The sequence below is a fragment of the Paracoccus sp. (in: a-proteobacteria) genome (assembly GCF_046289755.1).
Lineage (GTDB): Bacteria > Pseudomonadota > Alphaproteobacteria > Rhodobacterales > Rhodobacteraceae > Paracoccus.
The window spans coordinates 63,562-86,162 of the sequence record NZ_JBKBVD010000011.1; the positions used below are offsets into that span (position 1 = coordinate 63,562).

The 22,601-nt window shown below is 67.1% G+C and carries 24 protein-coding genes; 7 read left to right on the forward strand and 17 right to left on the reverse strand.

The window, feature by feature from the left end; all coding sequences use genetic code 11:
* The first annotated feature begins 70 nt into the window (after window positions 1-70).
* From ACK41U_RS06120 to ACK41U_RS06130, 3 genes are all read left to right on the forward strand, one after another.
* Window positions 71-931, forward strand: a complete 861-nt coding sequence (locus tag ACK41U_RS06120) for a TIGR02587 family membrane protein (protein WP_409677298.1) — start codon at window positions 71-73, stop codon at window positions 929-931.
* Complete coding sequence (locus ACK41U_RS06125; RefSeq protein WP_409677301.1) at window positions 928-1,332, forward strand: hypothetical protein; 405 nt, start codon at window positions 928-930, stop codon at window positions 1,330-1,332. The genes ACK41U_RS06120 and ACK41U_RS06125 overlap by 4 nt, the downstream gene beginning before the upstream one ends.
* 160 nt (window positions 1,333-1,492) lie before the next feature.
* A complete protein-coding gene (locus ACK41U_RS06130) occupies window positions 1,493-3,271 on the forward strand; it encodes a monovalent cation:proton antiporter-2 (CPA2) family protein (RefSeq protein WP_409677303.1) in 1,779 nt (592 codons plus the stop codon).
* Between the two features lie 21 nt (window positions 3,272-3,292).
* Here the strand turns inward: ACK41U_RS06130 and ACK41U_RS06135 are convergent, their stop codons facing one another.
* The 7 genes from ACK41U_RS06135 to ACK41U_RS06165 are packed head-to-tail and all read right to left on the reverse strand — an operon-like array spanning window position 3,293 to window position 8,257.
* Window positions 3,293-3,637, reverse strand: a complete 345-nt coding sequence (locus tag ACK41U_RS06135; RefSeq protein ID WP_409677305.1) for a YciI family protein — start codon at window positions 3,635-3,637, stop codon at window positions 3,293-3,295.
* Entirely contained in the window at window positions 3,637-4,485 is an 849-nt protein-coding gene (locus tag ACK41U_RS06140; RefSeq protein ID WP_409677306.1) for a class III extradiol dioxygenase family protein, read from the reverse strand. Before ACK41U_RS06140 ends, ACK41U_RS06135 begins: the two co-directional genes overlap by 1 nt.
* A complete protein-coding gene (locus ACK41U_RS06145; protein WP_409677308.1) occupies window positions 4,485-4,835 on the reverse strand; it encodes an extradiol ring-cleavage dioxygenase in 351 nt (116 codons plus the stop codon). The genes ACK41U_RS06140 and ACK41U_RS06145 overlap by 1 nt, the downstream gene beginning before the upstream one ends.
* Window positions 4,819-5,529: an alpha/beta fold hydrolase gene (locus tag ACK41U_RS06150; protein ID WP_409677310.1), complete on the reverse strand. Its 711-nt coding sequence runs from the start codon at window positions 5,527-5,529 to the stop codon at window positions 4,819-4,821. Before ACK41U_RS06150 ends, ACK41U_RS06145 begins: the two co-directional genes overlap by 17 nt.
* The gene (locus tag ACK41U_RS06155) at window positions 5,526-6,692 is read right to left on the reverse strand and encodes an NAD(P)/FAD-dependent oxidoreductase (RefSeq protein ID WP_409677312.1); all 1,167 of its coding nucleotides are present in this window, start codon (window positions 6,690-6,692) and stop codon (window positions 5,526-5,528) included. The genes ACK41U_RS06150 and ACK41U_RS06155 overlap by 4 nt, the downstream gene beginning before the upstream one ends.
* A gap of 4 nt (window positions 6,693-6,696) precedes the next feature.
* On the reverse strand, window positions 6,697-7,020 hold the full coding sequence (locus tag ACK41U_RS06160; RefSeq protein WP_409677314.1) for a 2Fe-2S iron-sulfur cluster-binding protein: 324 nt from the start codon (window positions 7,018-7,020) through the stop codon (window positions 6,697-6,699).
* A gap of 58 nt (window positions 7,021-7,078) precedes the next feature.
* Window positions 7,079-8,257: a cytochrome P450 gene (locus ACK41U_RS06165; RefSeq protein ID WP_409677316.1), complete on the reverse strand. Its 1,179-nt coding sequence runs from the start codon at window positions 8,255-8,257 to the stop codon at window positions 7,079-7,081.
* Between the two features lie 101 nt (window positions 8,258-8,358).
* On the opposite strand from ACK41U_RS06165, the gene ACK41U_RS06170 reads away from it, so the two are divergent.
* Window positions 8,359-9,309 carry a LysR family transcriptional regulator gene (locus ACK41U_RS06170; RefSeq protein WP_409677318.1) on the forward strand — a complete coding sequence of 317 codons (951 nt, stop codon included), beginning with the start codon at window positions 8,359-8,361 and terminating at the stop codon, window positions 9,307-9,309.
* A 10-nt stretch (window positions 9,310-9,319) separates the two neighbouring features.
* Here ACK41U_RS06170 and ACK41U_RS06175 read toward each other — a convergent pair whose 3' ends face one another.
* The 7 genes from ACK41U_RS06175 to ACK41U_RS06205 all read right to left on the reverse strand — a co-directional run bounded on the left by ACK41U_RS06175 (window position 9,320) and on the right by ACK41U_RS06205 (window position 15,894).
* Window positions 9,320-10,624, reverse strand: coding sequence for a TRAP transporter large permease (locus ACK41U_RS06175; protein WP_409677320.1), 1,305 nt, complete (start codon window positions 10,622-10,624; stop codon window positions 9,320-9,322).
* Entirely contained in the window at window positions 10,621-11,130 is a 510-nt protein-coding gene (locus ACK41U_RS06180) for a TRAP transporter small permease (protein ID WP_409677322.1), read from the reverse strand. Before ACK41U_RS06180 ends, ACK41U_RS06175 begins: the two co-directional genes overlap by 4 nt.
* Window positions 11,130-12,119 carry a TRAP transporter substrate-binding protein gene (locus tag ACK41U_RS06185; protein ID WP_409677324.1) on the reverse strand — a complete coding sequence of 330 codons (990 nt, stop codon included), beginning with the start codon at window positions 12,117-12,119 and terminating at the stop codon, window positions 11,130-11,132. The genes ACK41U_RS06180 and ACK41U_RS06185 overlap by 1 nt, the downstream gene beginning before the upstream one ends.
* Before the next feature lie 315 nt (window positions 12,120-12,434).
* On the reverse strand, window positions 12,435-13,499 hold the full coding sequence (locus ACK41U_RS06190; RefSeq protein ID WP_409677326.1) for a 4-oxalomesaconate tautomerase: 1,065 nt from the start codon (window positions 13,497-13,499) through the stop codon (window positions 12,435-12,437).
* Window positions 13,492-14,163 (reverse strand): 4-carboxy-4-hydroxy-2-oxoadipate aldolase/oxaloacetate decarboxylase, encoded by a 672-nt coding sequence (locus ACK41U_RS06195; RefSeq protein ID WP_409677328.1) that lies wholly within the window; start codon window positions 14,161-14,163, stop codon window positions 13,492-13,494. The genes ACK41U_RS06190 and ACK41U_RS06195 overlap by 8 nt, the downstream gene beginning before the upstream one ends.
* A gap of 3 nt (window positions 14,164-14,166) precedes the next feature.
* Window positions 14,167-15,138 carry a VOC family protein gene (locus tag ACK41U_RS06200; RefSeq protein WP_409677330.1) on the reverse strand — a complete coding sequence of 324 codons (972 nt, stop codon included), beginning with the start codon at window positions 15,136-15,138 and terminating at the stop codon, window positions 14,167-14,169.
* 12 nt (window positions 15,139-15,150) lie between these two features.
* Window positions 15,151-15,894, reverse strand: coding sequence for a PIG-L deacetylase family protein (locus ACK41U_RS06205; protein ID WP_409677332.1), 744 nt, complete (start codon window positions 15,892-15,894; stop codon window positions 15,151-15,153).
* Window positions 15,895-16,053: 159 nt separating this feature from the next.
* On the opposite strand from ACK41U_RS06205, the gene ACK41U_RS06210 reads away from it, so the two are divergent.
* Together ACK41U_RS06210 and ACK41U_RS06215 are read left to right on the forward strand one after the other, a co-directional pair.
* Window positions 16,054-16,932, forward strand: a complete 879-nt coding sequence (locus tag ACK41U_RS06210) for a DUF1932 domain-containing protein (RefSeq protein WP_409677334.1) — start codon at window positions 16,054-16,056, stop codon at window positions 16,930-16,932.
* A complete protein-coding gene (locus ACK41U_RS06215) occupies window positions 16,905-18,068 on the forward strand; it encodes a LysR family transcriptional regulator (RefSeq protein WP_409677336.1) in 1,164 nt (387 codons plus the stop codon). Before ACK41U_RS06210 ends, ACK41U_RS06215 begins: the two co-directional genes overlap by 28 nt.
* A gap of 26 nt (window positions 18,069-18,094) precedes the next feature.
* Here ACK41U_RS06215 and ACK41U_RS06220 read toward each other — a convergent pair whose 3' ends face one another.
* The 3 genes from ACK41U_RS06220 to ACK41U_RS06230 all read right to left on the reverse strand — a co-directional run bounded on the left by ACK41U_RS06220 (window position 18,095) and on the right by ACK41U_RS06230 (window position 20,099).
* Window positions 18,095-18,490 carry a hypothetical protein gene (locus tag ACK41U_RS06220; RefSeq protein WP_409677338.1) on the reverse strand — a complete coding sequence of 132 codons (396 nt, stop codon included), beginning with the start codon at window positions 18,488-18,490 and terminating at the stop codon, window positions 18,095-18,097.
* 43 nt (window positions 18,491-18,533) lie between these two features.
* Complete coding sequence (locus ACK41U_RS06225) at window positions 18,534-18,974, reverse strand: N-acetyltransferase family protein (protein WP_409677340.1); 441 nt, start codon at window positions 18,972-18,974, stop codon at window positions 18,534-18,536.
* 108 nt (window positions 18,975-19,082) lie between these two features.
* Window positions 19,083-20,099, reverse strand: a complete 1,017-nt coding sequence (locus ACK41U_RS06230) for a LacI family DNA-binding transcriptional regulator (protein ID WP_409677342.1) — start codon at window positions 20,097-20,099, stop codon at window positions 19,083-19,085.
* Window positions 20,100-20,258: 159 nt separating this feature from the next.
* Between ACK41U_RS06230 and ACK41U_RS06235 the strand changes: the two genes are divergently transcribed.
* Window positions 20,259-22,580 carry a family 78 glycoside hydrolase catalytic domain gene (locus tag ACK41U_RS06235; RefSeq protein ID WP_409677344.1) on the forward strand — a complete coding sequence of 774 codons (2,322 nt, stop codon included), beginning with the start codon at window positions 20,259-20,261 and terminating at the stop codon, window positions 22,578-22,580.
* The last annotated feature ends 21 nt before the right edge of the window (window positions 22,581-22,601 follow it).

Here is a 22,601-nt window from a genome sequence, read left to right on the forward strand (position 1 = left end):
GCATTATGGGGAACAGATCCGGCGCCATGGGCGCCGAGGGATCACCAGACACAGGGTCGGAAAGCCGGGCATGAAAACACGCGATGGACAGATGGCAGCGCCTCCGACCGCCTCGGACAACCGGCGGGCGATCAGCGATATTGGCCGGGCGGCAGGCGGCGCACTGATCTTTTCGCTGCCGATGCTGATGACGATGGAGCTGTGGAACATCGGCCTCTATATCGAGCGGTGGAAGCTGTTGCTGTTTTTGTGCTCGTCCTGCCCGTTTCTGATCGTGCTGGCGCGCCAGATGGGCTTTGAAGAGACGCTGAGCTGGACAGATGCGATCTGGGACAGCCTGATTGCGGTCGGTGTCGCGCTGCTGACCTGCTCGGCCATTCTGTACATGCTGGGGATCATGACGCCCGGAATGGATCTGGACAACGTGACCGGGGCGGTCGCCGTCCAGCTTGTCCCGGCCTCGATCGGCGCCCTGCTGGCGCGCAGCCAGTTTGGCGCCTCGGCCACTGACGGGGGCGCCGACGGGTGCGATGTGACCGAAACCTATCCACGAGAGCTGTTGCTGATGGCGATCGGGGCGCTGTTTCTGGCGCTGAATGTCGCGCCGACCGAAGAGATGGTGCTGATTTCCTACAAGATCGGCTATCTGCAGGCGCTGATCGTGGTCGTCGTGTCGCTGCTGATCATGCATGGGTTCGTGTTCTCACTGGGCTTCGCGGGCGGCAGCAAGGTGACCGACGATCTGACAACGCCGCGCGCCTTTCTGTTCTTTACCCTGCCGGGCTATCTGATCTCGATCCTGCTCAGCCTCTATCTGCTGTGGATCTTCGGCTCGCTGGAGGGGCTGGCGATGGGGGCCGCAAGCAAGCTGGCCATCGTGCTGGCCTTTCCCGCCTCGATCGGCGCGGCCGCCGCAAGGCTGATCCTGTGAGCGGCGCCGGGGATAGCAATCGCGCGCAGGATGCGCCGCGAAAGCCGCTGGCCGAAATCATCGTCGGCTCGGTCGCGGCGGCGGCGGTGCTGGTGCTGATGATCTATCTGGCCTACCAGGTCGTGACCGGGGATGAAGGCCCGCCCGATCTTGAGGCCAGCGTTCAGTCGACCCGGCCCCTGGGCGCGAAAACCCTGATGATGGTGACCGTCACCAATCGCGGCGAAACGACCGCAGCCGGGGTGACCGTCCGCGCCGCGATTGCCGGCGACGAAGGCCGCGACATCAGTTTTGACTATGTCGCGTCGGGGTCGTCGCAGACCGGCGCCTTCCTGTTCGATCGCCCCGATGTCGTGGCCGAGGATGTCCGCCTGACCATTCACGGGTTCGTCGAACCCTGACGGCCCGGCGCGCGCGGCGGGCGGCCTGCGGTCCTCCGGCAGCCTGCGTCGTCGATGCTTTGGGGCGGGGGCTGCGAAAACCGGCTATCCGCCGCGAACCGGACTTTCTATCCTGCTGGTGATCTTCGCGATTCCCGCATGGCAGTTGAAAGGATGGCCGATGGCAGATCCGACACAGGCGGCCGAGGCCGCGCATCACGCGTTCGATCTGGGTCCCGTGGTCATCCTGCTGGCGGCGGCGGTCATCGCAGTGCCGGTCTTTCGCCGGATCGGGCTTGGCTCGGTTCTGGGCTATCTGGCGGCGGGGCTGGCGATCGGGCCTTACGGGCTGGGGGTCTTTCAGGATGCGCAGGCGATCATCCATGTCGCCGAACTGGGCGTGGTGCTGTTCCTGTTCATCATCGGGCTGGAAATGCAGCCCTCGCGCCTGTGGTCGATGCGGGGCGAGATTTTCGGGCTGGGCGCGCTGCAGGTCGCGCTGGCCATGTTCGCGCTGGTCTGGGTCGGGATCTCGCTTGGCTACCCGGTCGAGGCCAGTTTCATCGCTGGCACCGGGTTCGTTCTGACCTCGACCGCCATCGTCATGCAGATCCTGCAGGAACGCCAGGCGATGGGCCTGCCGCCGGGGCGGCGCATGATCGCGATCCTGCTGTTCGAGGATCTGGCCATCGTGCCGCTGCTGGCACTGGTGGCCTTTCTGGCGCCCGGCGCAGAAGAGGCGACACTGGCCGACCGCATGCAAAGCGTGGCGATCGGGCTGGCGGCCATTGCCGCGCTGGTCGTCGCGGGGCGCTATCTGCTGGACCCGATGTTCCGGCTGCTGGCGCGCTTCGGCGCGCGCGAGGTGATGACGGCGGCGGCGCTGCTGGTCGTGCTGGGCGCTGCCGTGCTGATGGATGCGGGCGGGCTGTCGATGGCGATGGGCGCGTTTCTGGCCGGGGTGCTGCTGTCGGAATCCTCGTTCCGCCACCAGCTCGAGGCCGATATCGAACCCTTCCGGGGCCTGCTGCTGGGGCTGTTCTTCCTGGGTGTCGGCATGGCGCTGGATCTTGAGATCATCGCCCGGAACTGGGCCGTGATCGCGATTTCCGTCCCGGCCTTCATGGTGCTGAAGATGCTGGTGATCTATCTGGTCGCGCGCGTGTTCAAGGCGCCCCGCGACGAGGCGCTGGAGCGTGCGGTGCTGATGGCGCAGGGCGGTGAATTCGCCTTTGTCCTTTATGCCGCCGCCACGCAGGTCGGCATCCTGACGCCCGAATGGAACGCCAACCTGACCGCGATCATCATCATCTCGATGGTGCTGACGCCGCTGATGATCCTCCTGCACGCCCGGTTCGCGCCCGCTGCCGGCCCGTCGATGGAGGGGGTCGAGACCGCGCATGACCTTGCCGGCCGCGTGTTGCTGATCGGCTTTGGCCGCGTCGGGCAGATCGTCAGCCAGCCTTTGCTGGCACGCGGGCACAGCCTGTCGATCATCGACACCGACCCGCAGGCGATCCGCAACGCGCAGGAGTTCGGCTTCAAGGTCTGGTATGGTGACGGCGCGCGCATGGATATCCTGCATGCCGCCGGGGCGCATGAGGTCAGCCTGATCATCGCGGCGGCGGGCGACCGCGAGGCGGTGACGCGGATGGTCGAACTGACCAAGCACCAATACCCGCTGGTGCCGGTTCTGGCGCGGGCCTTCGACCGCGCCCATGCCCAGCAGCTGATTGCCGCCGGGGCCGATTTCCAGATCCGCGAGACCTTTGAAAGCGCGCTGGAACTGGGGCGCGAGGCGCTGATGCGTCTGGGCGACAGCCCCGAGGACGCCGCCGAGATCCTGAACAGTGTCCGCGAGCGGGACCGCGACCGTTTCGCGCTGGAACTGGCGGGCGGGGTCTATGCCGGACGGGGCCTGCTGCACGGCAATGTGGCGCAGCCCGGCGACGGGCACTGAGCGCGCGCCGGGCGCAAACGGTCAGCCGGCATCCGCGATCCCTTGCAGCCGGGGCGACATGGGATCGGTGATGCGGGCGGCCTGAAACCCGTCGGGCAGGGGGGTGATGTCGATGTCACGCACGATGCCCGCTGCCGCGAAGGGGTCGCCTTCGGCAAAGCGGCGGGCATCCCCGATGCTGCGGGCCTCAAGAATGCCGAAATTGCCGATGCTGTCGCCATCCTCCCCCAAAAGCGCCGACCCGATCAGCACCGAGACCAGCCCCCGCCCGCCCGAGCCGACCCAGACCCGGTGTTCGGCCCGCAGCGCATCGCGGCGTTCGGCCATGCCCGGATGGTGCAGGCAGCGCATCAGAAAGAACCCCATCAGGCGTTTTCCAGCACGACGCAGCCCGCCCCGGTCATCGAGGCCGGGACAAAGTAATGCTTGTGGCGGGTATGGACCTGCGGGTTCATCGCCGCGCGCATGACCAGCCACATCATCAGCTCGGCCCCCTCGGAGCCGAAGGTCTCGACATAGTCCTCGCGGGTCATATTGCGCCAGCGGTCGGGGTCAGAGCCGATCGTGTCCAGCCATTGCCGGTCGGCATCCGGGTTCAGAAAGCCCGCGCGCGTGCCCTGCAGCTGATGTGACAGCCCGCCGGTGCCCATGATGACCACCCGGTCATCGCCCGGAAAGCTGTCGATGGCGCGGCGCAGCACCTCGCCCATCTGCCAGCAGCGCTGCGGGGTCGGGATCGGGAACTGGATCGTATTGACCCAGATCGGCAGCACCCTGACCGGCCAGTCGCCGCCCGCCTCGGGGCGGCCGCAGAACAGCTCCATCGGCACCTGCAGGCCGTGATCCACCTCGATCTCGCGGCAGATCATCGGGTCGAAATGGGCAGAGACCAGCTGATCGGCGAAATGCCAGCCCAGATCGGCGGCGCCGCGGAAATCGGGGATGGCGCGCGGGCCCCAGCCCTCGTCCGCGGGGGCATAGCTGTCGGCCACGCCCACCGCGAAGGTCGGCACGCGGTCCAGAAAAAAGCTGTTGCCGTGATCGTTGAAAATCACCACGGCGATGTCGGGCTTGTGCTGGCGCATCCAGTCCTGCGCATAGTCATAGCCGTCAAAGAACGGCTTCCAGTCGGGGCCCTCCGCCAGCCCGCGATCCAGCGCGACGCCGATCGAGGGCACATGGCTGGTGCCCAGCCCGCCGATAAGATGTGCCATTATTTCCCCAGCCTTTCTTTCAGAAACGCGTCATGCGTCATGCCTGCCTGCGCCGCGCCGATGGCGGTGATCGGGACCGGATCGACCGCCGCGATCTTGAGGATGAAGAACAGATTGCCGCCCAGACGCACCATCTCGTGCCAGTCGCGGGCGCTCACGGCGGCGCGGGTCGCCTCGTCCAGCCCGAAGCGCGCCAGATAGGCAGGCTCGTCCGCCTTGAAGGCGGCGCGGTTTTCGGGCTGGCCAAGCGACATGCCCATCTTGTTCAGCTTGTAGCCGCGCAGATTGGCGTCGCGGTCGAACAGCGGTGTGGCCGCGATCGTTCTGGCAGAGTCAGTCGTGAGGGCCATGGGCAAATCCTTTCCGGGTCAGCCAGCCGGTGATGGCGGCGACGGTTTCGGCGGGTTTCTCAAGCGGCAGAAAATGCCCCGCCCCTGCGATCACCCGCAGGCTGGCATCGGGGGCGAGGGCTGCAATCTGACGGTGCTGCGCCTCGGGGGACCAGCCGTCCTCATCGCCCACCAGCAGCAGGATCGGGCAGGTGATCGCGGCAAGATAGGCGCCGGCATCGGGGCGGCCCACCAGCGCGCGGATCTGGCGTTCATGGGTTTCGGGGTCAAAGCGCAGCACCATCCGGCGCAGTGCCGCCATCAGATCCGCATCATCGCGCCGCGCGGGCGCCACCATCGGCGGCAGCCAGTCATCGGCCAGCAACGCCATCCCCTGATGGGCCAGCGCGATCCGGGCGCGGCGCCGGGGCAGCTCGGCCTCGGTGCCGCCGTTATGGCCGGTGCTGGCCAGCACCAGCGCGCGGGTGCGGGCGGGGGCCTGACGGGCCATTTCCATCGCGACGCGGCCGCCCATGGAATGACCGATGGCCACAAAATCGCCCGGAACCTCGTCCAGCAGGCGCTGCGCCATCGCCTCGATTGTATCGTCGCGGCTGACATCGGCGGCCTGCGCCGCAGGCCCCAGCGCATCGGCCAGCGGCTGCCAGACGGTCGCATCCGACATCAGGCCGGGGATCAGCACGAACCGGGTCATGTCAGCGCCTCGCGCGCCATGGCCGGGCTGACCGGATCGCCCGCGGCCAGCAGCTTGCGGGCCTTCATATGCACTTTGGCGGCGTTGACCGTCTCGACGGCGGTCAGCCGGTCCTCGGCGTCAAAGCGCAGCGCGATGTGATCGCCCATCGCGCAGGCCCGGTCCTCGGGCTGGGCCAGTCCGGCGATCTGCAGCTTGTAATCGGCCTGATCGGACCAGAACCACGGCAGCGCGGCATAGGCGCCCGGCGCCTTGCCGGTCAGGCGCGCGGCGATGTGGCGGGCGTGATCGGTCGCGGCCTGCACGCTTTCCAGCCGCACCCGCCGCCCGCTGCGCGGATCGGGAAAGCAGGCGCAATCCCCCAGCGCCGAGATGCGCGGGTCCGAACTCAGCAGCTGCCCGTCCACGAGAATGCCATTGCCGCAATCCAGCCCGGCCGCCTCGGCCAGCGCGGTGTTGGGATGCACCCCCGCCGCCAGCAGAACCGTGTCTGCGGCAACGCGCGTGCCGCCCACCAGCGCCATGCCGCCCGCATCCACAGCCGACACCGGATCGCCCAGCAGCACGGTGCTGCCCAGAGCGCGGTGCAGGTCCAGAAACAGCGCCGAGATCTGCGGCGAGACGGCGCGGCCCATCAGCCGGGCCGTAGCCTCGGCCACGGTGACCTGATGCCCGGCCTTGCGGGCGACGGCGGCGAATTCCAGCCCGATAAAGCCGCCGCCGATCACGGCAAAGCGGCGCGGCCTGTCCATCACCGCGCGCAGCAGGCTGGCATCGGCCAGCGTGCGCAGGTCCATCGCACGTTCCAGCCCCGGAATCGGCGGGCGCAGATTGGCGGCGCCGGTCGCAAGGATCAGATGGCCATAGGGCAGCTCGCCTGCCGTGGTGGCGATGCGGGCATCCTCGCGGTCGATGGCGCTGACGCGGGTGCCGGGCAGATAGGTGATCTGGCGGCTGGCATAGAATTCGGCCGCGCGCAGCTGCAGCGCCTCGGGATTGCCGTCGGCCATATAGGCCTTGGACAAAGGCGGGCGCTGATAGGGCAGGCCCGGCTCGTCGCCGATCAGGGTCAGCGCGCCCTCATAGCCCGACTGGCGCAGCGAGGCCGCCGCCTGCAGCCCGCCCTGACCCGCACCCACGATGACGATCGGTCCCTGTTCCATGGCTCTAGAACTGTTCTTCGGGCAGATGCACGACCAGCCCGTCCAGCGACGGGTCCAGCCGGATCTGGCAGGACAGGCGCGAGGTTTCGCGCACCTCGCTGGCGGTGCCTTCCAGCATGTCATCCTCATCGGGATGCCGGGTGCCGGTCTTGTCCGTCCAGGCGTCGTCGACATAGCAATGGCAGGTCGCGCACATCATCGAGCCGCCGCATTCGCCGACGATGCCGTCGACATCATGGGCCAGCGCGGTCTGCATGACGCTGCTGCCGGCGTCGCCCTCGACGGTGGTGGCCTGTCCGTCTGCGGCAATAAAGGTGACTTTCACCATTCGGGTTTCCTCCTTGGCGGGTCTGTCTGGCTGGGGATGGGCGGGAAATCGGGGCCGGTCAGCCCATGAGGACCGGCATGTTGACCGGACCGCGAAAGCCGAAGCCGCGCCACAGGACGGCAGACGGATCGGGCAGGCGCATGTTCGGGAAGCGCTCGAACAGCATCGGCGCCATGATCTTGCCCACGGTGCGGCGGGCGGTATGGGCGCCCGCGCAGTGATGCGGGCCGTTGCCAAAGGACTGATGCGGGTTCTTGTCGCGATAGACGAAGAAATCCTGGGAATTGGCGCCGAACACGTCCTCATCCCGGTTGGCCGAGGCCTGAATGGTCATCACCGTGTCGCCCTTGGGGATGTCATATCCGCCGATCTGCGTGTCGCGGGTGACAAGGCGCGAACTGGCCTGAATCGGCGCGACCCAGCGCACGGCCTCTTCAAAGGCCTTGCCCCAATCATCGCCGCGTTTGACCTGTTCCAGCTGGTCGGGATTGGTCAGCAGCCCATAGATCAGCGTGGCCAGCGCGTCGCGCGGTTCATTGATGCCGCCGCCGATGGCGATCTTGATATTGGCGTAGATCTGGCTGACCGGGATCGGATCGGCGGCATTGACCATCACCGAAAAGGCCGAGGCGTCGGGCGTGGCCCGCACCCGGTCAACCACCGTGTCGAACAGGGCGTTCATCTCGGCATTGGCGCGGTCGGTGACCTCGAACGGCTCGGGGCGCCAGGCGAAATTGCCCGCGCCGTCGATCAGCTCCTGCGACCAGCGCATCATCTGCGCGTCGGTGGCCTCGGGGATGCCCAGAATATGCGCCAGAATGCGCGCGGCAATCGGGCCGCAGAGATCGGTGAACAGATCGACCGGCCCCTCTTTGGGCAGGCGGTCCAGATAGTCGGCGGCCAGCTGTTCATACAGCGGCGCCCAGTTGCACTGGATCGCCTTGGGCGTCAGCGCGGGCATGATCGCCTTGCGTTCGCGCAGGTGATCGGCGCCGTCCTTGCGCATCAGCGTATGGGCGCGAAAGGCCGGCTGCATCGGCGTGCGCGGATCGTCCGAGCTGAACAGCTCGGGGTCGTCCTTGACCATCTTGGTCGCATCGGCCTTGACCAGAAAGGTGCGCTGAACCGCAGGCACGCGGATCACCGGCGTCTCGGCCCGCATCCGGCGATACAGCGGATAGGGGTCCAGAACCAGCTGGTCAAAGGTGATGTCGGTGTTTTCCGGTGCGTGCGGCATGCTCTCCCCTTCATGCTGTCTGCAAACGCTAGCGCGTGCTTGACTATCCATCAATGCGATCATCTTTATTGTGCCCATCAGTGTTCTTGATGGAGGTCCCGGTGAGCAAACCGCCCGTCGATCCGCTCAGCCTCGATTTCGCCACCCTGCGGACGCTGTGCACCGTCCATGATGCCGGGTCCTTCACCGCGGCGGCGGATGCGCTGGGGGTCAATCAATCCGCCATCAGCTATACGATGGAGCGGTTGCGCGGCGTGTTTCACGACCCGCTGTTCGTGCGCGAAAAAGGGCGCCAGATCGCCACCGAGCGTTGCCAGCAGATCATCGCCCAGCTGCGCCCGATGCTGGCCACGCTGGAGCGGCTGGCCCGGCCCGACGAATTCGACCCGGCCCATGCGCGCCAGCGGCTGCGGCTGGCCTGCAACTATTATGAACGCCTGCTGATCGTGCCGCTGCTGGTGCGCGAACTGCGCCATCTGGCGCCGGGGATCGAACTGGAGGTCGTCAATGCCCGTGGCACCGGGCTGGAGCGGATGCTGCAGGGCGCCTCTGATCTGCTGATCGGGCCGCGCCCGATGGCGCAGAGCGGCGCCTATGTCAGCCGCTTGTGCCGCGAGGAGTATGTCTGCCTGATGGACCCGGCGCATCCGATGGCGGGCCGCGATCTGAGAATCAGTGACTATCTGGCGATGGAACTGATCGACATCACCTATGAGGGCAACTGGGTCTCGCCCTATGTCACCGAATTGCAGGCGGCGGGGCACCGGCTGCGCCCGGCGCTGATGGTGCCCAGCCCGGCGGGCGTGTCGCGGCTGGTGGCGGGCTCGACGCTGGTGGCGACGGTGCCGCGCCGTCTGGCGCAGCAGATCGGCGGCGGGCTGCACATCGCCCGCTGCCCGTTTCCGGGGCGGTTCGACATCACGCTGGTCTGGCCGCCGCGTTTCCACGCCGATGCGATGCATCAATGGGTGCGCGGTCTGGTGATCGGGCTGCGCCGCGATCTGGACGCGATCGCGGCGCAGCCGGAGGCAGGGGGCGAGCCGACCCGCTAACGGATCCCCGCTAACGGATCATCGTGCCGGGCAGATACAGCGACAGCTGCGGCACTGCGATCAGGATCGCCAGCGTGATCAGCATCGCCACCCAGAACGGCGCCACGCCGACAAAGATCTGACCCAGAGGCACCTTCGGCGCCACCGATTTCACGATAAAGACGTTGATGCCCACCGGCGGCGAGATCAGCCCCATCTCCAGCGTCAGCACCACAAGCACGCCGAACCAGATCAGGTCGATGCCCATGCCGCTGACGATCGGCACGAAGATCGGCAGGGTCAGGACCAGCATCGCGAATCCCTCCAGAAAGGCGCCAAGGACCATATAGATCATCAGGATGATGACCAGCGTGCCGATGGGGCCCAACTGGGCGGCGGTGATGACCTCCTTGACGAAATCGGGGATGTGGCTCAGCGCCAGGAACGGGTTGAAGATATGCGCCGCGATCAGGATCAGCATGACCGCCGCCGTGGTAACGATGCTGTCGCGCGAGGCGCGCCACAGCTGCCCGACGCTGAGTGTCCGGGTGGCGAAGCCCGCAAGGATCACCGCGCCTGCCCCCACGCCCGCCGCCTCGACCGGCGAGAAGAAACCGCCATAGATGCCGCCGATGGTCAGCAGGGTCAGCACGATGATCGGCAGCGCGTTCAGCACGGCGCGGGTCTTTTCGGCCATGCTGGTGGCGGGGCCGCGCGGCCCCATCCGGGGCCAGATCAGGCACAGCACCCAGACCGTCGCCAGAAACATGCCAAGCAGCAGCAGACCCGGAATGACCCCGGCCAGAAACAGCCGCCCGATGCTTTGTTCGGACAGGATCGCGTAGATGACGAAGCCGGTCGAGGGCGGGATCAGGATGCCCAGGGTGCCACCCGCCGCGACCACGCCGGTCGACAGGCGCGGATCGTAATCATAGCGGTCCATCTCGGCCAGCGACACCTTGCCCATGGTCAGCGCCGAGGCGACCGACGACCCCGACAGCGCCGCGAACCCGCCGCAGCCGATCACGGTCGCCGCCGCCAGCCCGCCGCGCACCTGCCCCACGATGGCATAGGCGGCCTCGTACAGACGGCGGCTCATGCCGGTGACGCTGGCCACGTTGCCCATCAGGATGAACAGCGGAATCACGATCAACTCGGCATTCGAGGCCAGCGTGAAGGATTCCGATGACAGCAGGCCAAGGGCGGCGTTCAGCCCGTTCAGCGCCCAGATACCGGTAAAGCCCACCAGAAACAGCGCAAGCGCCACCGGAATGCGCAGCGCCAGCAGGACCAGCAGGACGGTGGTGCCCGACAGGGCAATTGCAACGGGGGTCATTCGGCGGGCCTCGCTTTGTGGTCGGATGTGCCTGCGATGATGAACTCAAGCGCGCGCAGCAGCAGCGCCAGCCCGGTGATCACCGCCAGCGTGACAAGCACCCACTGAAACCACGCCTGCGGCAGGCCCAGCAGGTTGGTGCGCAGGTTCAGCATCACGCTGAGCTGCGCCGAGCGCCAGACCGCATAGCCGATGACCAGAAAGACCACGCCGCCCAGCAGGTCGATGATGATGTCGATGACATGGTTCATCCGCGCCGGAAAATAGCTCTCGAACAGATCGACCGCGATATGGCTGCCTTGCTGGTCGCACAGGGCCATGCCGCCAAAGATGACGATGACAAAGGCCATGGTGGTCATATCCACCGACCCGTAAAGCGGCTGGCCCAGGGACCGGCCGATCACATCGACCAGCACGATCCCCACCACGACCAGCAACGCCACGGTGCCCAGCAGGGCGGACAGGCTGATCAGCCTGTCCGTCACGATACGCAGCACGGGCAGCATCACTCGGCCCGCATTGCGGCCAGCGCGTCGGCGCCGCCGACCGTCTCGATATAGGCTTCGGTCACCGGGGCCAGTGCGTCGTCGAAGGCCGCCATCTCTTCGGGCGTCAGGTCGATCACCACATTGCGGTCATCGGCCCGCGCGGCCTCCAGCGCGGCAGCGGCAGTGGCCAGCCAGGCCTCTTCCGCCGATTTCGACAGCTCTTCACCCGCCACGGCATCCAGCGCCGCTTTCGCCTCGTCGGACAGCCCGTCATAGCTGGACTGGCTCATGACCGCGAAAAACGTCAGGCGCCCCATGTTCGCGCCAAGCGTAAAGCTGTCGGCGACCTCGTCCAGCTTGAAGTCGATCAGCGTCGAGACGCCCGAGATGGCGCCGTCGATCAGCCCGGTCTGCAAGCCGTTATACACCTGCGTCATCGGCATCTGCACCGGCGTCGCGCCAAGCGCCGCGATCGCCTCGCCTGCCGTTGACCCGGCCACGCGGATCTTCAACCCGCGCAGATCGTCCGGGGTGCGGATCTCGGCCGATTTCATGATGAAGATGTTGGGCTCGGACGCCCACAATGCCAGCGGACGGGTGGCCGGATACTCACCCGCCAGATGATCGGGAAACGCGCGCAGCAGCGCCGGATAGGCGGGCTGGTCCAGCGGCAGCGCGCCGGGCATTTCGATGATCATCGTCTTTGGAAACTGCGACGAGGTATAGCCCGGCAAGCCCCAGGACATGTCGGCCACGCCCTGCACCACCCGGACATACTGATCGTTCGGCCCCGAGCCCAGCTCGCCGCCGTGATAGCCGCGCACGGTGGTGGCGCCGCCGGTGGCTGCGGACAGGCTGTCGTTCAATGTGTCGATCACCGCGGCGGTGATGGTATGGCCGGGGGCCGAGAAATTCGCGAATTTCAGTTCCTGCGCCTGCACGGCCAGCGGCCATGCGATGCCTGCGGTCAGCGCGGCGCCGATTGTCAGATCACGGATCGAGATCATGGTATCCTCCCTTGTTGTCTGGTCTGTCGAACGGGTCGCGCCTCCACGCGCCGATGGTGAGGGCAACCTAGATCGTCCGCCCCGGTCGCGCATATTCAAACTTTCACGCTTTGCATCAGTTTTTGCTATAGGTGTTGCATCGTTACCCGTGGGGAATTGTAGGCGCGAATAGCGTCAATCAATCAGAAAATCTGACGATTTCTGAAATTATTCCGTGATAATTCAATTGATAAGATGCATTCAGCCGCTGCGGGCGGCAATCCCCATCTGTGACGAAAGGCGATAACCGCGGTGATCCTCGGCCCGCAGCAGGGCTCAGCCGGGATAGACCATCCCGTCGAACAGCTTGCGCGCCGTCCGCAGCGTTCCGGCCCGCAGGACCCGGCCCGCATCGTCGCGTTCCAGCAGAACCTCGACCGCGCCGGTGGGATGCTCGATGGCGAAACGCCCGCCCTCCGGCAGACGCGCAAGCCCGCCCGCAGGTGAGCCGGGCCGCGTGCAGGCCACCGCCACGCTGATGGCGGCAAAGACCCCGATCGTGGCATGGACGCGATGCGGGATCAGGCTGCGCGTGCTGATGGTGCCGCCCTGCGCGGGGGCCGAGACCAGCGTCATCTTGGGCACCGATTTGTCGCGCACATCGCCCAGATTCATCATCGGCCCGGCCAGCAGCCGGATCGCCTCGATCCGCGCCTTCAGCGCGTCATCGGCGTCCAGCGCCTCGCGGGTTTCCTGTCCGGTCAGGCCGAAATCGACCGCGCGCATGACCACGATGGGCATGCCGCTGTCGATCAGCGTGCAGTCAACGCCTGCGATCACATCGACCGCATTGCCGGTCGGCAACAGCGCGCCGGTCATCGCGCCTTCGATGTTCTGAAACATCAGCGGGACCGGGGCCGCATGCCCCGGCACGCCGTCGATGGCGGCCTCGCCCGCATAGCTGACCTGCCCGCCGGGCGTGCGGACCTGGGCCACGGCGACCTCGCCGGTGTTGCACATATGGATGCGCACCGGCGTCACCGGGCCCGCCACCGGCACCAGCCCGCGTTCGATCGCGGCGGGGCCGACGCCCGCCAGAATATTGCCGCAGCCCTGCGCGTCGGACACCAGCGGCTGATCGACAAAGACCTGCAGGAACAGGTAATCGACATCCGCATCCGCCCGGGTGGAGGGTGACAGGATCGCCACTTTCGAGGACAGCGGGTCCGCCCCGCCGATCCCGTCGATCTGGCGCGGGTCGGGCGAGCCCATGATCCGCAGCAGCAACGCATCGCGCTGGGTCGCATCCGCAGGCAGGTCCGAGGCCAGAAAATACGCCCCCTTGGAGGTGCCGCCCCGCATCCACAGGCAGCGGATGCCCCGCCGATCATGTTCAGACATAGGTCAGCCCCCTGGCCGCCAGCCGTGCGCGCATGTCGTAGATGTCCAGCCCCAGCTCACCCGCAGCCAGCCGGACCCGCTTGGCCTCTTCGGCCTGCATCCGGGCGCGGGCGGCGGTCAGCACGCGGTCGGCATCGGCCTGACGCACGACGCAGACGCCGTCATCATCGGCCACGATCACATCGCCCGCCGCGATCGCCTGCCCGCCGCAGACGACCGGCACATTGACCGAGCCGGGGGTCTCCTTGACGGTGCCCTGCGCGCTGATCGCCCGCGACCAGACCGGAAAGCCCATCTGCGTCAGGTCGCGAATGTCGCGCACGCCCGCGTCGATCACCAGCCCCCGGCAGCCGCGCGCCATGGCGCTGGTCGCCAGCAGATCGCCGAAATAGCCCGCATCGCAGGGCGAGGTCGGCGCCAGCACCAGAATATCGCCCTGCCGCAGCTGTTCGATGGCGACATGCAGCATCCAGTTGTCGCCCGGCGGGGCGCTGATGGTCACGGCGCTGCCCGCGATGCGCGCGCCGGGATAGATCGGGCGCAGATGGCTGGCCAGACAGCCGGTGCGGCCCTGCGCCTCGTGCACGGTGGCGACCCCGGCGCAGGCCAGCCCGGCGATGGTCGCGGCATCGGCGCGCGGGATGGAGGTGATGACCTTGGCCATGGTTCAGCCTTTCGTAAGGGGCGGCGTGCCGTGGGTGTGGAATGTCTCGATGGTTTTCAGCCCCCAGGCCTGACCCTTGCGGCGGTCGGTCTCGGTCCAGACCACCGGCTGCCAGTCGGGCGCCAGGATCAGCCGCGCCCCGGCATTGGCCAGCTCGACCCGGTTGCCCGCAGGTTCCCAGACATACAGAAAGAACGTGCCCTGAATGGCGTGCTTGTGGGGGCCGGTCTCGATATGGGTGCCGTTCTGCAGAAAGATGTCGGCGGCGCGCAGGATGTCCTCGCGCTGGTCGGTGGCATAGGTGACATGGTGCAGGCGGCCGCTGGCATGGTTCCCGGTGACATGATCCTCGGTGCAGGCCAGATCATAGGTCTTGTTGTTGACCGTGAACCAGCAGCCGCCGATGCGCCCATTGTCCAGCCGGATCATCTCGGTCACGCGGGCGCCGAGGCAGGTTTCCATGAAGCGCCGGAATTCGGTCACATCCCCGGCCAGCAGGTTCACATGGTCCAGACGGCGCGGCGCGGCGCCGGTAAAGGCGCTGGCGGTGTTCTTCAGCGCCGGGCGTTCGGACGGCTTCGGGGTGAACCAGACCGTATCATAATAGATCTCGAACAGATGGCCAAAGGGGTCCTCGAACCGGAAGGCGCGGCCGTGGCTGGCATCGCCCCCGACCCAGCCATGCGTTGTGTAGCCCGAGGCCGTGATGGCGGCGACCCGCCGCTCCAGCGCCTCGGGGCTGGCTGTGCGATAGCCGATATGGCCCAGCCCGGTCGTGGCGGCGCGGGTCAGTTTCAGCGTGCCATGCTCGTAATCGTCCCAGGCCCGCAGATACGCGCTGTCGGCATCACGCCCCGACAGGGTGAGGCCATAGACGCGGGTGAAGAAATCGAGGCTGTCGTCAAAGCGGTCGGTCAGCATCTCGACATGGCCCAGATGGGCGATGTCGAATGAGGGGTTGGTGGGGTCTGGCATCGGCGGACCCCCTTACAGCTCGTCGACGGTGCGCGGAAAGACCGACTGGAAGCCCTCGGCATAGAGGCAGTCGCGCCCCCCCGACTGGCCGCCGGAATTGCGCTTGAAATGGTTGGCGCGCTGCTGCGCCACGCGGGTGTAATAGTCCCACAGATGAACCTGCCCGTTCATATGCTCCATCGCGGCGCGCTTCTTGTCCCAGACCGGGGTGATGTCGAGGAAAGTGTCGGGCTTCCAGCCCATCTGCTCGGTCTGATGCGGCTCGAACAGATACATCTGCGGCGCACCCAGCACTTTCTGACCCGGCGCGTGGCCCCAGGCCTGCGCGACCATCCGGCATTCCAGCGCCACCTGCGTCATGTACATGTGGTCGGTGTTGTAGGGGTCGTATTGCGAATGGCTCAGCATGAAGCGCGGCTGGACCTGCCGGATCAGATCGACCAGCCGGAACTTGTGATCGCGCGTCATCTCAAGCGGGTAATCGCCCAGATCGAAACATTCCAGCCGGTGCACGCCCAGCACCTCGGCGGCCGCCTCGGCCTCGGCGCGGCGGATCGCCTTGACCTCGTCCAGCGCCTTGCCCTCTTTCCACAGCCGCGCGCTTTCGCCCCGCTCGCCAAAGGACAGGCAGGCGACGGTGACCTGATAGCCCATCGCGGCGTGCAGCGCGATGGCGCCGCCGCAGCGCCAGACGAAATCGGCGGCATGGGCAGAGAGGACAAGCGCGGTCTTGGGCGCAGGTTGGGGGGCGGCCATGACGAGGGCTCCTTTGGCGTGGTGGGTCCCCGGCAAGTCACATCCCACAGTGCATCATTTCAATTCAGAAAAGCGCATGCCATGATAAGATCTGGCTATGACGACTTTGCCGGGGCCGCGCGCTGCCGCAGTCTGGGCCGGCACAGCAGGAGGGATCGGATGCCCGCAGACATCGCATTCATAGGCTTTGGCGAGGCCGGGCAGGCGATCGCGCAGGGATGGGGCCGGGCCGCCGGGGTGGCGGCCTTTGACGTGAAGACCGGCAGCGGCGGCGGGGACGCGATCCGTCTGGCATGCGCCGAAACCGGCGCCATCTGCGCCCCGGATCGGGCGGCGGCACTGGCCTGTGCGCGTCACGTGCTGTGTCTGGTGACAGCGGATCAGGCGGTCGCCGCCGCCCGTGAATGCGCCCCCCATCTGGCACCCGGCACGTTCTGGTATGACGGCAATTCCTGCGCGCCCGGCAGCAAACACGCGGCGGCAAAGATCATCGTGGCGGCGGGGGGCACCTATGTCGATATGGCGATCATGGCGCCGATCCATCCGCGCCTGCACCGCACCCCCCTGCTGATCGCAGGCCCGGACGGGGCGCTGGATTTTCTGGACCGCATGGGGATGGACTATCGCTATCAGGGGCCGCAGATCGGCGCGGCCTCGTCGGTCAAGATGATCCGCTCGGTCATGGTCAAGGGGATCGAGGCGCTGACGGCCGAGTGTTTCCTTGCTGCCGGGCGGGCCGGGGTGCTGGATGAGGTGCTGGCCTCGCTGCGGGCCTCGGACCCGGCGGGCGACTGGCCGGTGCGGGCGGGCTATAATCTGGAGCGGATGATGCAGCACGGCACGCGCCGCGCCGCCGAGATGCGCGAGGTGGCGCTGACCGTCGCCGCGCTGGGGCTGCCGGACGGGATGGCCCGCGCCACCGCCGGTTGGCAGAGCCGCATCGGAGAACTGGGACTGCGCGACCGCAGCGGCGGAATCGACGCGCGGCTGGACATGATCGAGAGGGCGGCATGCTGGTCGGAAACCTCCGGCACCTGAGGGTGTTTCTCAGCGTCGCGGATTGCGGCTCGGTCACGCGGGCGGCGGCGATGGGGTTCGTGTCGCAACCCGCCGTGACGCAGGCGCTGGCCAAGCTGGAAGAGGGCGCCGGGACGCCGCTGTTCCGCCGCACCCCGCAGGGCCTGTTTCCGACCGAGGCGGGGGCGCTGCTGCAGCACCGCATCTCGCGTGCGCTGGCGCGGCTGGATCTGGCCATGTCGGACATCGCGCCGCGGCTGACCATCACCGCGACGCGCGCGCAGCTGGTCGCGCTGATCGCCACGACCGAGGCGCAGAGCTTCACGCTGGCCGCCCACAGTCTGGGCATCGCGCAGCCGACCGTGCACCGGGCCATCACCGGCATCGAGGCCTCGGTCGGGCGGGCGCTGTTTCAGCGCAGCCCGCTTGGCGTGACCCCCACCCGGCAGGCACAGGCGCTGGCGCTGGCCGCCCGGCTGGCCTTTGCCGAGCTGGATCAGGCGGTGGCCGAACTGGCCGAGACGCAGGGCCGCGAGGTCGGAGAGATCGTGATCGGCGCGCTGCCGCTGTCGCGGTCCCATATCCTGCCGCAGGCGCTGACACGGTTCCGCAAGACCCGGCCCCTTCAGCCGATCCGCATCATCGACGGGCTTCACCGTGACCTGCTGGCCGGTCTGCGCCGGGGCGAGATCGACCTGATGATCGGCGCGCTGCGCGACCGGCTGCCGGTGGACGACGTGGTGCAGGAGCGGTTGTTTGACGATGTGCTGGCCATTCTGGCCGGGCCGGGCGATCCGCTGGCGGGGGGGGCGGCGGTGCTGGCGCAGATGCAGCAGCGGCCCTGGCTGGTGCCGCGGCGGGGCACCCCCACGCGCGACCAGTTCGAGGCGCTGTTCCGTCAGGCCGGGCTTGCGCCACCGGGCAGCATCATCGAGACCGGCTCGGTCATCCTGATGCGCGAGATGGTCGCCGACGGTCACCACCTGGCCTGCATCTCGAAGGCGCAGGCGGCCCGCGAAATACAGCGCGGCATCGTCTCTGAACTGCCCTTTCCCGGCCCGTCAGAGCCGCGCCCCATCGGCCTGACCCTGCGCGAGGGCTTTCTGCCCACACCCGCCCAGCAGGCGATGATCGACGCGATCCGGCACGCGACCTGAGGCGCGCGTCGCGGGGCTGCGCGCGTTCAGGACTGTCCCATCCCGACAGAGTCGCCCGGTGTGGCCGGTGAGGCGGCCCGCGCGCGCATGCGGGCGGGCCGGGCATTGCGGAAATCGTCCCGGATCCGCTGGCCGAATGCCACCATGGCGGCCGAGGCTTCGCCGCGCAGTTGTGCGATCGGGGCGGGCGACGGGGGCGGCAGGCCCGCTTTGATCAGCGACATCAGGCGGCGATCGTCATGCGCCAGCGCCAGACCCGCGCATCCGGCCGCGCTCATGACGGCGCGGGCCTTGGCGACGGGGTGCAGACAGACCGTCGGCACCCCGGACATGACCGCCACCAGCGTCGTGTGCAGCTTGATGCCGGGAACCCGCGAGCTGGTCCGCGCCCCGCCTGCCTGTGCGTTCCGCCTTGCAGGCACGCGGCATCTGCAAGGCGGAACGCACAGGCAGGCGGGGACGCGCTCAGCGCTGATATTTGATGAAGGGGGTCACCTTGCCGATGCGATCGTAGAGCTGTCGTGCGGCGTGATTGAACTCTTGCGTCGTCCAATAGACGGTCGGCGCGCCCATGGTATCGGCTGCGGCATAGACCGCCTCGATCAGCGCCCGCCCCGCGCCGGTGCCACGGGCCGGGGGGGTGACAAACAGATCCTGCAGATAACAGACATCCTCGATGCGCCAGTTGTGGGGGTGCACGATCACATGCACCAGCCCGACGGCGCGGCCCTCCATCTCGGCGATCAGGCCGAACTGCGCGGGGCGCGCAGGGTCGGTCAGCCGTTGAAAGGTGACCGAATAAACCTCGTCGGGCAGCTCGGTCTCATAGAACGCCAGATAGGCGCGCCAGAGCGGCTTCCATGCCTCTTCGTCATCGGGGCCAAGCGGGCGGACAGTGACTGACATCAGCGATCAGATCCTTTTTCAAGCAGACACCCCCTCACCAGAGACCATCAACATGCGGTCGTGCAACAGGGCATGTCCATGGGCGGGCCGCAAGGTCAGGGTCGGGCGCTAGATACTGGACCTGACGACCAGCCGGGGCGCGATCAGGATATGTTCCGGGACGCGGCGCCCCTCGATCCGCGACAGCAGCGTGCGCGCGGCGATCTCGCCCAGTCGGGGACCGTCCTGATTGATGCTGCTCAGGTCGACCAGCTGCATCCGCGCCGGGGGCGAGTCGTCGCAGCCGATGATGGCCAGATCCGAGGGCACGCGGATGCCCTGCGATCTGGCCATGTTGATCAGGGGAACGGCGTGCAGATCGCTCCAGCAATAGAGGGCGGTGGGGCGGTCGGGTGCGCGCAGCAGCGCCAGCATGTCGGCATCCATCTGCGCGGTCCGGTCCGGCAGGCGCAGGATGCTGAGATGCTGGTCCAGCCCGGCGGCCCGCATCGCGTCGGCATAGCCCGCCTCGCGTTCAAAGACGACGTCATGATCGCTCAGGCGCTGGTGGTGCAGGCTGGTCATCGTGATCGCACGATGCCCGCGCGCAATCAGCGCATCGACCGCCAGTTTCGCACTGGCGCGGTCGTCGGAATTGACCGTGTCGAAGACCTGCGACACGGGTTCGTGGTGGCCGATGACGACCATCGGGATCCCGCCCGCCGCCCGCGCCATCGGCGCAGATCCCAGATGCGGCGAAATCAGGATCAGCCCGTCCATCTGAAAGTCGATCATCGTCTCGATCAGCGAGGTTTCCAGCTGCTCCTGCGCCTCTCCGACGCCGATCATGGTCCGGTAGTTCAGCGCCTTCAGCGTCTGGTCGATGCCCGCGATCACATCGCTCAGGAACGGGTTGGCCATCTCGACCAGCAGAATGCCGACCGTTCTGGTTTTGCCGCGCATGCCACGGGCGGCCATGTTCGGGCGATAGCCAAGCGTCTCGATGGATTTCAGAACCTTGGCACGCAGGGCATCACTGACCCCATAGGCATCCCGCAGCACCTTGGACACGGCGGCAACCGAGACGCCCGCATCTTCGGCCACCGTGCGGATCGTGACTTTCGCCTTGGTCGTCTGCGGCGGCATCGCGGGCGCTCCTGTCCTGATGAAAAAAGATAGGGACAAACCCCTTGCCAGACAATCTGCTTCGTATAATGTTTTACGTAGAACGATATACGAAGCGAAACGATATACGAAACGAATGTCCGGTCGCGGAGGGCGTCTGACCGGGCGGGGGGAGGACATATGAATATTGCTGCAAACACCCGCGACGGCGGGCGACCCCTGCTGCGTGAACGCAGGCCGGGGCGGGACTGGGCAGGTCAGATGATCGCGCCGCTGGCGGATGCCGGTGCGGGGACGCGGGCGAGTTTTGTTGCCAGTGATTTTCAGTATGACGGCGTTCAGCATGACGGTGGCGAGGCTGTGCTGCACATCTCGGCGCAGGGCCTCTATCGCGCCTTCATCAACGGGCAGCGGGTGGGCCATGACGTTCTGACGCCGGGCTGGACCTGCTATGACGACCGCATCGCCTATCAAAGCTATGACGTCACGGGGCTTTTGCGCGCGGGGACCAACCGCATCGAAATCTGGCTGGGCGATGGCTGGTACCGGTCGACGTTGCTGTGGCGCGACATCAAGATCACCGACACATGGGGCGACCGGATTGCCGCGATCGCCGATCTGGTGGTCGGGGGGAAGCCGGTGTTGTCGACCTCCGAGGGCTGGGTGTCGGGGCTGCTGCCGGTGACGAAATCCGGGATTTACTGGGGCGAGGATCACGATGCCCGTCTTGCGCAGCTGGAGGCGGATCACGGGGTCAAGGCGCTGTCCTTTGACACCGGCCTGCTGGTCCCGCACGAGGCGCGCGCCGTCATCGAACTGCCCCCGATAGCCCCTGTCAAAAGCTGGCGGGATGATCAGGGGCGCATGGTCCATGATTTCGGCCAGAACGCGGCGGGCTATCCGCGGATCAGCGTCAGGGGCGCGGCAGGCGCGAGGCTGTATATCGACCATGCCGAGGTGCTGGACAAGGATGGCAGCTTTGACAACCGCAACTACCGCGAGGCGCGGGCTGCGTTCTCCTATGTGCTGAACGGGCAGGGCGAAGAGGTCTGGGCGCCGGTGTTTTCCTTTGTCGGCTTTCGCTATGCGCGGATAGCGATCACCGGCGATGCGCAGGTGACCGACATCGTCTCGGTGCCGGTGACATCGGTGCCCGAGATCGCGGGCGGGTTCGAATGCGGCGTCGGCCCGGTGAACCGGCTGGTGACGAACACGATCTGGTCGCAGCGCGGCAATTTCATCGAGATCCCGACCGATTGCCCGCAGCGCGACGAACGTCTTGGCTGGACCGGCGATGCGCAGGTCTTTGCGGGCACCGCCTGCTGGCTGGCCGATTGCGAGGATTTCCTGCGCAAATACCTGCGTGATGTGATCCACGACCAGCGCCCTGACGGCGGCGTGTCGCATTTCTCGCCAGATCCGACGCGGCGCCCGCAGTCAAAGGCGCCGGGGGACTGGGCGGGCTCGACCGGCTGGGGCGATGCGATCGTCATCATCCCGTGGCAGCTTTACCTGCATTATGGCCGCTGTGAGGTGCTGCGCGAGTGCTTTCCGGCCATGCTGAAATGGCTCGACTATCTGTGGAGCATTTCGGACGGGCCGATCATCCATCCGCATTCGGTCTGGGGCGAAAAGGGCTTTACCTTCGGCGACTGGCTGCAGCCGGTGGGCGACAACCGCAAGCCGCGCCCCACCGTGTCGGATGACTGTGCGGCGACGCTGTATCATGCTATTTCCACGGCGCTTGCGGCCCGGATTGCGCGGATCATCGGCGAAGAGGCCGAGGCCGACCGCCTCGACGCCCGCGCCGCAATCATCCGTCACGCCTTCGCGCGGGAATACTTTTCCGAAACCGGGCGTCTGGCGCATCATGACCAGACCTCTTACGCGCTGGCGTTTCTTTACGACCTCGTGCCGGATCAGCATGCCGAGGCGGCGAAAGCCTATTTCCGCCGCGTCATCGAGGATGCGGGCTATCTGATCGGCACCGGCTTTATCGGAACGCCCGCGCTGTTGCCTGCGCTGTCCCGGCTGGGCATGGTGGATCTGGCGGAACAGGTGTTTCTGAACCGCAAGGTGCCGGGCTGGCTGTGGCAGGTCGAGCGGGGCGCGACCACGATCTGGGAACGCTGGGACGCCATTGGCGAGGATGGCACGATCTATGATCCGATGATGAACAGCTACAATCACTATGCCTATGGCGCGGTCTGCCAGTGGCTGTTCGAGGATGTCGCGGGCGTGCGACCCCTGCCCGAGGCGCCGGGCTTTGACCGCGTGCGCCTGTGCCCGACCATCCTGCCCGGACTGGGGCAGGTGTCGATGTGGCACGACTGCCGCCATGGCCGGATCGAGGCGGCGTGGAAGATCGAGGGCAGCCGCGTGACCTATACCGTGACGCTGCCCGAGGGCTGCACGGGTGAGATCCCCGCCGGGCAGCTGAAAAACCCCAGCATCGAGGGGCCGGTCCCTTCGGGCCGTCACACGATCCGTTTCGACCTCTGAACGCGGCATACGGGAACCGGA